Here is a 10062-nt window from a genome sequence, read left to right on the forward strand (position 1 = left end):
CGAAGAAGGGACGGACCTACCGCGCCGGTGAGCTGCCGCCCGCCGATCGCAAGCGCAAGAAGCCTGAGGAGTAGGGTCGCATGACTGTGCACGTCGTGCTGTTCCGGCCGCGACCCGACCTCGGCGAGGAGGCCCGCGCGGGGCTCATCGACGCGATGCGGGCCGCCGCGCGCGACATCCCCGGCGTGCGGCGCTTCCGCATCGGGCAGCACCTCGCGCCGCCGATCCCGTACGTGATCAGCGGGTTCCCCGACTTCCCGTGGGTGGCCCTGCTGGAGTTCGACGATGAGGCGGGGCTGCGGGCCTACCTCGCGCATCCGCTGCACGTCGCGCTCGGGCAGCGCTTCAACGCCGCGGCCGAGGCCGCGATGATCTACGACTACTCAATCACGGACGAGTATCAGTAGGCCGGGAGTCGGGAACCGGGAGTCGGGAGTCGGGAACCGGCAGTTCAGGCAGGCTTCGCTGACCTTCAGCATGCAGAATGCCGCGCAGGTCCGGGCATCGCCACGCTCCGCGGGGGCAACGCCGACACTGCTGGGTGGCAAGGCGCAAGGAACGAGAGACGAGACGGAACGAGGAGGGTAGGGCCGGTTCTCCGAACCGGCCGTCAGCGTGAAGGTCGGTGGATCATGTTTCCACCGCATCGTGACCCAGGATCGCTGTCGACCTGAATGATGAATGCCGAGGCGCCTGTCTCGAATCCCAAGCCTTCGACGCAGTGGCGCTGCCCGCCCCGCGCTTCATTCTGAATTGCGAATGTCGAAGCAGACGCCTGAATTCAGGCAGACGCCTCAATGCATGAAGAAGTCGTCGATCAGCTCGCGGACGTGCGCGATCGACTCGGCGCGGTTGATCGACGTGCGGAACAGCGCGCCGCCTTCGTAGCCCTTGGAGTACCAGGCGTTGAGGGCGCGCAGCTTGTTGATCACCCAGCGCTCTCGGCCGCGCGCCGGCGCGCGCAGGCCGAGCGCTTCGGCCTGCGATGCCTCGTCTCCGCCGGACGTCGGCGCCGAGTGGCGGAAGCCCGCCGCTTCGTCGACGCGCTCGTTCATCAGCAGGTCGATGTACTCGAGCAGGAACTGCCCGCGGTCGCGCATCGTGACGACCCGAGGCACCCGGCCCGCCGCCAGATCGGCGGCCTGCGCCAGAATCCACGGGTTGCGCAGCACGCCACGTCCCACCAGGACGCCCTCGGGACCGACGCGCAAGCGATCGATGACATGTTCCGGCTCGACGCAATCGCCACTGCCGAACACGGGGATGGCAATCTGGTCGGCGACCTGCGCGATGAGCGACCAGTCGGAACTGCCCGTGTAGGCCTGCTTCGCGGTGCGGCCATGCACGGTCACCGCGGCGGCGCCGGCATCCTCGACCATCCGCGCCAGCATCGGCGCGTTGATCTCGGCCTCGTTCCAGCCGGCGCGCATCTTGACCGTCACCGGAATGCGCACGGCCCGAGCCATGGCCGACACGATGGATGCGGCATGCCGCGGATCGCGCATCAACGTACACCCGGCGTTGTGCTTCGAGATCTTGGGCACCGGGCAGCCCATGTTGATGTCGACGATGTCGGCGCCCATGCCCTCGACGATGCGCGCGGCGTCAGCCATCCTGGCCGGATCACCACCGAAGATCTGGATCGAGACGGGTCGTTCTTCCTCGGTGTATTCGGCGAACTCGAGGGTGCGGTCGATGCCGCGGACGAGCCCTTCGGAGCTCACCATCTCGGTGACCACCAACCCGCAACCGCCCTGGCGCTTCACCAGGCGGCGGAACGCGGTGTCGGTCATCCCCGCCATCGGCGCGACGCCCGCCGGGGCGGCCAGCGTGATGGCGCCGATTCTCGGCGCCGGCGCGGTGCGGGGCGCAGGAACCCCCGGGGATGCGGTGGCCGACGGGGCGCCCACGTGGACCTCCGCGGACGCGCCGGTGCTCACTTCGCGGCGTCCTGCGCCTGCAGCCTGGCCGTCTCTTCAGCGAGCGCCTTGGCGGCGGCGACGACACCGGTATCGAACGCGGCCTTCAGGGTCGGGCTCTTCCACTCGATGATGGCCTGCGCGCGCAGGCGCTCGAGGTACTTGAGCACCTCGCCGGCGCGGCGCTGACTGAAGACCTTGTCGGCGATCTGGTCGCGCGCCTCTTCGAAGGTCGCCTGTTTGCGGGGCACGCGGACGTCGAGCTTCAGGAGGCGGTAGCCGTTGCCGGCGTCGAGTGGCTCGGAGACCTGGCCCACCTTGAGCGGGGCGAGGACCTTCTGGATGTCCGGGTTCAGTTCGTCGACACCCAGCGGACCGATGAGCCCGCCATTGGCCTTGGACGCGGCGTCGGAGACCTCGCCGGCCACCGTGCCGAAGTCCTCCTTGAGCACACGCTGGCGCAGCTGCACGGCCTTCTCGCGTGCGGCCTCCATGGCGGCCTGGGCCGCCGACGGCCCTTCTGCCGGCGACGTCGTCGCGGCCCGCACGAACAGCTCGCGCAGCGTCACGGACTCGTTGGTCAGGAACTCTTCCTTGTGCGCGTCGAAGTAGGCACGCGATTCCTCTTCGGAGATGCTGATGCGCGAGAACACGTCCTGCTGCTGGACGCGGTTGATCAGCATCTGCTTCTCGAAGGCCTTGCGCAGTCCGGGAATCGACAGGCCTTCCTGCTTCAGCGCGGCCTGGAACTTCTCCTCGGTGTCGAGCTTGTTCTCCTTGCGGATGTTCGCGAGGATGCCGTTGAACTGCTCGTCGCTCATCTTCAGCCCGAGCTCGCGCCCGCGCTGCACCAGCAGCATCTCGTCGATGGCATTGACGATGACGCGCGGGGTCACCTCGTCGAGCATCTTGCGCAGGGCGACGTCGTTCTGGAGGTCGGCCTCGGTGACGTTCGGGTTGTTGGCCCGGAGCGCGGTCACCTGCAACTGCTCGACGTCGGTCTTCGTGAGGATCTCGCCGTTGATCTTCACCAGCACCTGTTCGACGACGTCGGCGCGCACGCCCGCCACGGCCAGACCCACCACGACACAGGCCGACCCGAGTGTTCGTACGTTCATTCGATTCATCACCGTCTCTATGGTAAACCCATGAAGGCTCTAGGCTTAAGGCTCATGGCCCAGAGCTTCAGACGACCGGGAGCGCTGCCGAGGCGGCCCCAGATGCAGGCTGGTGCGAAACAACGCCCCCAGATGTTGTGGCCCCGCCTACAAATCGTCGCTCAGTTCCTTCATCACACCGGCCACGCGGGCGAAGAGCCCGTCCGGCGCCCGTGGATCCTCGGGCATCGGCTTGAGGACCTCGGCCTTGGTGAACCCGGGCGCCACCTCGCCCGCCGTCGCGCGGACGGTCCACCACGACGGCCCCCTCGATCCGCCCTGCGCCACGGGGCGATGGGTCGCCGGCCCACCGCGCGGAGGAAGCCCGCCGGGGCGCGCGGCACCAGGGCGGCCCGGAGCCGGGGTGAGCTTCGGCGCGATGGGCTGCGGGTCGAGATCCAGCTTCAGGCTGCCCGGAGGCACCAGCCGCAGGTCGACGCGCCGGTTGACCACCGACAGCAGCCGCTGCGGGTCGACCGTTGCCGACTCCCTGAACTTGAAGACGATCGTCTTGCCTTCGCGTTCGATGGCGTCGAGCTTGAGGTGGTCGGCCATGACGCGGAGTCGCGCGTGGTCAGCCAGGCTGAGCACCGATTCCGGCACCGGGCCGTAGCGATCGCGGAGGTCGTCGACGACACGGGCGACCTCGGCGTCGGTGCGTGCCTGCGCCACCTGGCGGTAGATGCCGAGGCGCTGATTGGTGTCGGGAATGTAGTCCTCGTCGATGCGGAACTCGACGCCCAGGTTGACCGTGGCCCGCCGGTCGTCCTCGAGATCCTCGCCCTTGAGTTCGCGGATCGTCTCCTCGAGCAGCTTGGTGTACATCTCGAAGCCGATGGCTTCGATGTGGCCGCTCTGCTCGCCGCCCAGCAGGTTGCCGGCGCCGCGAATCTCGAGGTCGAGTGCGGCGATGCGGAAGCCGCTGCCGAGCGCACTGAACTCCTTGATGGCCGCCAGGCGCTTGCGTGCGACCTCCGACAGCGAATCGACGGGCGGAATCAGCAGGTAGGCGTAGGCACGCCGATCCGAGCGGCCGACGCGTCCGCGCAGCTGATACAGCTGACCGAGGCCGTAGCGGTCGGCGCGGTTGATGATCATCGTGTTGGCGTTGGGGATGTCCAGGCCGTTCTCGATGATCGTCGTCGACAGCAGGATGTCGTAGCGCCGCTCGATGAACTCCACCATCACCTTCTCGAGCGCCTCATCGCCCATCTGGCCGTGGCCGATGCCGATGCGTGTGCCCTCCGGCGCGACCCGCGCCAGCAGGCCCGCCATCGAGTGGATCGACTCGACGCGGTTGTGGACGAAGTACACCTGGCCGCCGCGCTCGAGTTCCTTGGCGATGGCCGTGCCGATGATCTTCGGATCGAACGGCAGCACGGCCGTCTGCACGGCCTGGCGATCGTGCGGCGCGGTCTCGATCACCGACATGTCGCGGATGCCCACCAGCGACATGTTCAGCGTGCGCGGAATCGGCGTCGCGCTCATCGTGAGCACGTCGACGCGCTTGCGCATCTGCTTGATGCGCTCCTTGTGCGTCACGCCGAAGCGCTGCTCCTCGTCGACCACGAGCAGGCCGAGATCGCGGAACTCGACGTCCTTGGCCAGCAGCCGGTGCGTGCCGACGATGATGTCGAGCTTGCCCTCGCGCAGGTGCTTGAGCGTCTCGGCCTGCTCCGCCTTGGTGCGGAACCGGCTGACCATGTCGATCCGCACCGGGAACGCCGCGAAACGCGTGCGCAGCGTCTTGAGGTGCTGCAGCGCCAGCACGGTGGTCGGCGCCAGGAAGGCGACCTGCTTGCCGTCCATGACGGCCTTGAAGGCGCCGCGCATCGCGACCTCGGTCTTGCCGTAGCCGACGTCGCCACACAGCAGGCGATCCATCGGCATCGTCGACTCCATGTCGCGCTTGATGTCGATGACGGCGTTGGCCTGGTCCGGGGTGAGCTCGTAAGGGAAGGCGCCTTCGAACTCCTCCTGCCAGTGCGTGTCGGCGGGAAAGGCGTGCCCCTGGACGGCCTTGCGCGCGGCGTAGAGCTTGAGCAGCTCGTCGGCCATGTCGCGCATGGCCTTCTTGACCCGCGCCTTGGCCTTCTCCCAGGTCGCCCCGCCGAGGCGATCGAGGGTCGGGCGGCCACTGCCCGAGAACTTCTGCACGAGGTCGAGGCGATCCACCGGGACGAAGAGCTTGTCGTCGCCGTGGTAGCGCAGCTCCATGAACTCGCGCGTCTCGTGACCGACGTTGATCTGCTTGAGGCCGACGAACACGCCGATGCCGTTGTCGACGTGCACGACGTGATCGCCGACCTTCAGATCGCGGAAGTCGGAGAGGAACGCCTTGGCCGCCGACGCGCGGCGCTGGTGACCGACGCGCTCCTCGTCGAAGATGTCGGTCTCGGCATACAGCCGCATCCTGGCGGCCGGCAGGCGGAAGCCCTGCGTCAGCGATCCGGTGGTGACCAGCAGCGCGCTGCCCGAGGTGACCTCGGCGCGGCTGATGTCCACGGCCACCACGCCGTACTCGCGCAGGATCTCCGTGACCCGTTCGGCCCGACCGGCGGTCTCGGCCACGAGCACGGCGGTCTCGCCCATCTGGCGTGCGGCGCGCAGTTCGTGGACCCACTCTGGCACCCGGCCATGAAAGGTCGGCACGGGCTGACACGAGACGTAGCGGTCGGTGACCGTGGCGCGGATGGCGTCAGGCTGGTCGCCGGCGCCGTCGACCATGTCGGCGTCCGCGGCGAAGGTCTCGAGGCTGGTCGCCGACGGCAGCATCGACATGACGTCGGGCCACGGCAGCATCAGGCGCGCCGGCGGCAGCACGCGTTCCTCACGAGCGAGGGCGTCCTGGTAGCTGTCCAGCAGCGCGGTGAAGCGTCGGTCGCCGGCCTCGCGCACCTTGTCGAACTCGGAGACGAACAACCGGAGCCGGGACGCGCGGCCGAGATAGTTGAAGAACGTCGCCGGACGCTCGGATTCGCGCCCTTCGAGGGTGTCGGCCGTCTCCCGCACCGGCGCGACCGTGATGCGGTCCAGCGACGTCACCGACCGCTGCGTCGCGGGATCGAACTGGCGAATCGACTCGATGGTGTCGCCGACGAACTCGAGCCGCACCGGCAGGCGATCACCGGCCGGGAAGATGTCGGCGACGTTGCCACGAATCGAGAACTCGCCGTGCTGGTCGACGGGGTCCTCACGGGTGAACCCGGCGCGCACGAGGATGTCGGCCAGGTCCATCGGATCGATGTCGTCGCCCGGCTTGAGCTCGAGCGACGACGCGACCAGATCCTCCGGAGCCGGCAGGCGCGGCAACAGCGCCGCCGCGGAGGCCACGACGATGCGGGCCTGGCCGGTGGCGAGGCCATGCAGGGCGCGCGCGCGGGCGGAGGCCACGTCGAAGTGCGGCAGCAGCCCGCGGTAGGGGTCCACTTCCGGCGACGGGAGCGACAGCACGCCGCGTTCGAGCGCCGTGCCGCTCAGGCCTTCGAGACTGCCGAGAAAGAACCGGGCGTCGCTGACGAAGGGCTCGATGTCCTTGTCGGCCGGCACCACCAGGACCGCCGGACCGTTCAGCGACGCCGCCGCGACGGTGAAGGCCTTGGCGGCCGCTGTCAGTCCCGACAGGCGCGTCGCGGTGGCCGCCAGCCCGGTGGTCGAGGCGGCGTCCTTGAGCAGGAAGCGAAGCGAGAGGGACGAGCCTGAGGTTCCGGACATCGGCGGCGAGCCAGACTGCCCAGAATACCCGTGAATCACGCGTCCGGCCAGCGGATCCCTCAGCTCGTCGACGCGAGGGCTCTCAACCGGCGAGGCGCGCCGGCGGGATGCCCAGTGCCTCGCCGAATCGACGCAGGTGGGCCTTCACCTGAGTCGCCCGGGCCGGGCCCAGACGCAGCAGCTGGCGCTGTGCGGCAGAGAGTCCCTCGATGGCGGGATCGCTGTACGTGTAGTTGGTGCCCTTGCCCGGTTGCACGCGCACGACGGCCGGGAGATCCGGGGTGGCCAGCAGGTGCCGGATGGCCTGCACCATCGTCTCGTCCATGGTGCCGGCGACACCGAGCTCTGCGTGGGCGTCCTCGAGTCGCGGCTTGAGGCGACCGTACAGGCGGGCGAGCTGCGCCGGGTCGAGCTCCTCCACCATCCGGACGAGGCCGTCGTACCGGTCGAAGCTCGCGGGGTCGATGACGATGGCCCCGTTGTCGCGCGTCACGGCGAACGCACCGCGCGGCGCCACGGCGCGCACCTGACGCGCCGGGGACGCGCCGCGCGCCACCGCTTCGACACTGACCACGAAGCGGCGCACGAGGTTGTCGGACGTGAGCAGGGCCGCCAGTTCGGGTCGCGTGGACAGCACGGCGAGGAGCGGCCGCACGTAGGCATCCAGGCTGCCGAGGTCGGGCAGGTTCGGGTCCGCCGCGCCTGCGCCGAGGCCAGATGGGGTGGCGGCAGGCGCCGTGACCTGAAGCGCCGGCGCGGGCGTGGTCGCTGGCGCCGCTGGGGTCGAGGCGGGCAACCACCACCACAGGCCGAGCGCCACCACGACGAGGAGCACACCCAGACCGATGAGGGGTGCACGAGACGGGCGGTACGTGGTCAGTGGTTCTTCGAGTGGAGCCCTCGCGTCATCGCTCCCCCGGAGTCGGTCCAGATCATCCATCGTCTTCCCCCTCCGGTTCTGACGACGGGGTGACGGGAACGGCTCGTCTTCCCGTACCATTCCCGCGTGACTGATCAGGTGACGCCACTCGCGCTCGTGATCACGACGCGCAGCGGGCCGGGCGTGCTGCACGTCGTGACGGGAATCATCGCCGCTCACAGTGGCGACATCACCAGCCTGACGATCGTGGAGAGCTCGCGCGACCTGACGCGGCTGATCCTCGAGGTCTCGGTGCCGGATGCCGAGGCCCTGCTGGCGGATCTCGCCGCGGCCGAGCCGGTCACGAAGATCGAGCGCGTGGCGACGTTCCAGCACGTGTTCGGCAAGCGGGTGATCATCATGGGCGGCGGCGCTCAGGTCGGACAGGTGGCCATCGGGGCGATCACGGAGGCCGATCGTCACAATATCCGCGGCGAGAAGATCTCCGTGGACACGATTCCCCTGGTGGGCGAACAGGCGCTGGCCGAGGCCGTGCGCGCCGTGTCTCGCCTCCCGCGGGCGAGTGTGCTCGTGCTGGCCGGGTCGTTGATGGGCGGAGAGATCGAGAAGGCCGTCCGGGACGTGCGCGCGCAGGGGTTGACCGTGATCAGCCTCAACATGGCGGGCAGCGTGCCGGATGCCAGCGATCTCGTGGTGACCGACCCCGTGCAGGCAGGCGTGATGGCCGTGATGGCCATCGCCGACACCGCCCGGTTCTCGATCGGGCGCCTGTCGAAGCGGGTGTTTTGAGGGCTCAGGGCTCAGGGCTCAGGGCTGAAGTGGGAAGTGGGAAGTGGGAAGTGGGAAGTAGGAAGTAGGAAGTAGGGTGTGGGAAGTCAGATCGAGGAGATGTCCGTGAATCGACGTGAGTGGCTGACGAGGACTGGCGCGGTGGTTGGCGCAGCGATGACAACGACCGGAGCGGAGGCGCGCGCCGACCATGACCTGCCCGTCGAGGCGGCCCAGGGCCAGGCCGAGGCGGCCAAGCCCGACGCCTCGCTGAAGCTGGTGGACTATCAGCCGAAGAGCATGCTGCACGTGCCGGTGACGCTGGTCGAGAAGGCGGCCTTCCCCGTCATCGACATGCACACCCACCTCGCCGTACGGAACCCGCAAGCCAACGCCCGCCAGTCGCGGCGCGCGATGCCACCGGCCGACCTGCTGAAGGTGATGGATGCGCGCAACATCCGGACGATGGTCAACCTCACGGGTGGGCAGGGCGAGCGCCTCGCGAGTGCCATTGCGGGGCTGGACCGCGCCCACCCGGGACGGTTCCTGACCTTCACCGAGCCGACCTGGACCGACGCGCAGCGCCCGGACTACCCGAAGTGGCAGGCGGACCAGTTCGTCGCCGCCAAGGCCGCCGGCGCGATGGGTGTGAAGATCCTCAAGACGCTTGGTCTCTTCCTGCGCGACAAGGATGCCGCCGGCAAGGACGGCGCGCTCGTCAAGGTGGACGACCCGCGGTTCGACCCCATGTGGGAGGCCGCTGGTGCCCTCGGGCTGCCGGTCGGCATCCACGTGGGCGATCCGGAAGCGTTCTTCCTCCCGACCGACCGGTACAACGAGCGCTACGAGGAACTCGCCAACCACCCCGACTGGTCGTTCCATGGCAAGGACTTCCCGTCGTTCAAGGCCGTCCTCGAGGCGCGCGATCGCGTCTTCGCACGTCATCCGAAGACGACGTTCGTGGCGCTGCATGTCGGGCACTGGGCCGAGAACCTGCCGGCCGTCGGCGAGATGCTCGACAAGTTCCCGAACGTGCACATCGAGATTGGCGCACGCATCGGCGAGCTCGGCCGCCAGCCGCGGCAGTCGCGGAAGTTCTTCGACAAGTACCAGGACCGGATCATGTTCGGCACCGACGCCGTGCCCAACGGCACCGAGACGCCGCAGCAGATCTTCGGCATGGACCTCTACCAGATCTACTACCGCTTCCTGCAGACCGAGGACGAGTACTTCGACTACGCGCCGGCGCCGGTGCCGCCGCAGGGCCGATGGCAGATCTACGGCCTCGGTCTGCCCGAGCCCATCCTCAAGAAGGTGTATCTCGACAACGCGTTGCGCGCGTTGCCGACGCACCCCGCGCCGTAGAGGCCGCCGATGCGCGTTGTCGCCGACCGGAGGATGTCTCCGGGTCCGGCGGCGCGGCTGGGGGTCCGCCGGATGCTGGCGCGGTCCCTGTGCGGGGAGTGGTCGATGCTGCCGCCGCCTCGTCGGGTGGTGGCAGCCGCGGCTGTTGGCGGCGGTGGTAAATCTGACAGTTGTGGCGGGTGAAAATCTGACAGTCGGCAGCAGGTCTTGGCTGCCGGCTGCGAGCGTGGCTCCCGGCCGGTGATTCCTTCACCATGCG

7 protein-coding genes are annotated in these 10062 nt (G+C 68.8%); 3 read left to right on the top strand and 4 right to left on the bottom strand.

Going from position 1 to position 10062, the window contains the following annotated elements; translation table 11 throughout:
• The first annotated feature begins 80 nt into the window (after positions 1–80).
• Complete coding sequence (locus Q0C41_RS26785) at positions 81–407, top strand: Dabb family protein (protein ID WP_291989246.1); 327 nt, start codon at positions 81–83, stop codon at positions 405–407.
• Between the two features lie 387 nt (positions 408–794).
• Here Q0C41_RS26785 and dusB read toward each other — a convergent pair whose 3' ends face one another.
• The 4 genes from dusB to Q0C41_RS26805 form a co-directional block, all read right to left on the bottom strand.
• Positions 795–1910 (bottom strand): tRNA dihydrouridine synthase DusB, encoded by a 1116-nt coding sequence (gene dusB, locus Q0C41_RS26790; RefSeq protein WP_291989247.1) that lies wholly within the window; start codon positions 1908–1910, stop codon positions 795–797.
• A gap of 26 nt (positions 1911–1936) precedes the next feature.
• Positions 1937–3037, bottom strand: coding sequence for a peptidyl-prolyl cis-trans isomerase (locus Q0C41_RS26795; RefSeq protein ID WP_291989249.1), 1101 nt, complete (start codon positions 3035–3037; stop codon positions 1937–1939).
• A 147-nt stretch (positions 3038–3184) separates the two neighbouring features.
• On the bottom strand, positions 3185–6790 hold the full coding sequence (gene mfd, locus Q0C41_RS26800; RefSeq protein ID WP_291989251.1) for a transcription-repair coupling factor: 3606 nt from the start codon (positions 6788–6790) through the stop codon (positions 3185–3187).
• Between the two features lie 82 nt (positions 6791–6872).
• Positions 6873–7730: a DUF3014 domain-containing protein gene (locus tag Q0C41_RS26805; RefSeq protein WP_291989253.1), complete on the bottom strand. Its 858-nt coding sequence runs from the start codon at positions 7728–7730 to the stop codon at positions 6873–6875.
• Positions 7731–7796: 66 nt separating this feature from the next.
• Here Q0C41_RS26805 and Q0C41_RS26810 point away from each other — a divergent pair, with 66 nt between their 5' ends.
• Complete coding sequence (locus Q0C41_RS26810; protein ID WP_291989255.1) at positions 7797–8459, top strand: DUF5612 domain-containing protein; 663 nt, start codon at positions 7797–7799, stop codon at positions 8457–8459.
• Positions 8460–8564: 105 nt separating this feature from the next.
• On the top strand, positions 8565–9803 hold the full coding sequence (locus tag Q0C41_RS26815; protein ID WP_291989257.1) for an amidohydrolase family protein: 1239 nt from the start codon (positions 8565–8567) through the stop codon (positions 9801–9803).
• Positions 9804–10062: the final 259 nt, after the last annotated feature.

Origin of the sequence: Luteitalea sp., from assembly GCF_022842525.1 — a bacterium.
Classification (GTDB): domain Bacteria; phylum Acidobacteriota; class Vicinamibacteria; order Vicinamibacterales; family Vicinamibacteraceae; genus Luteitalea.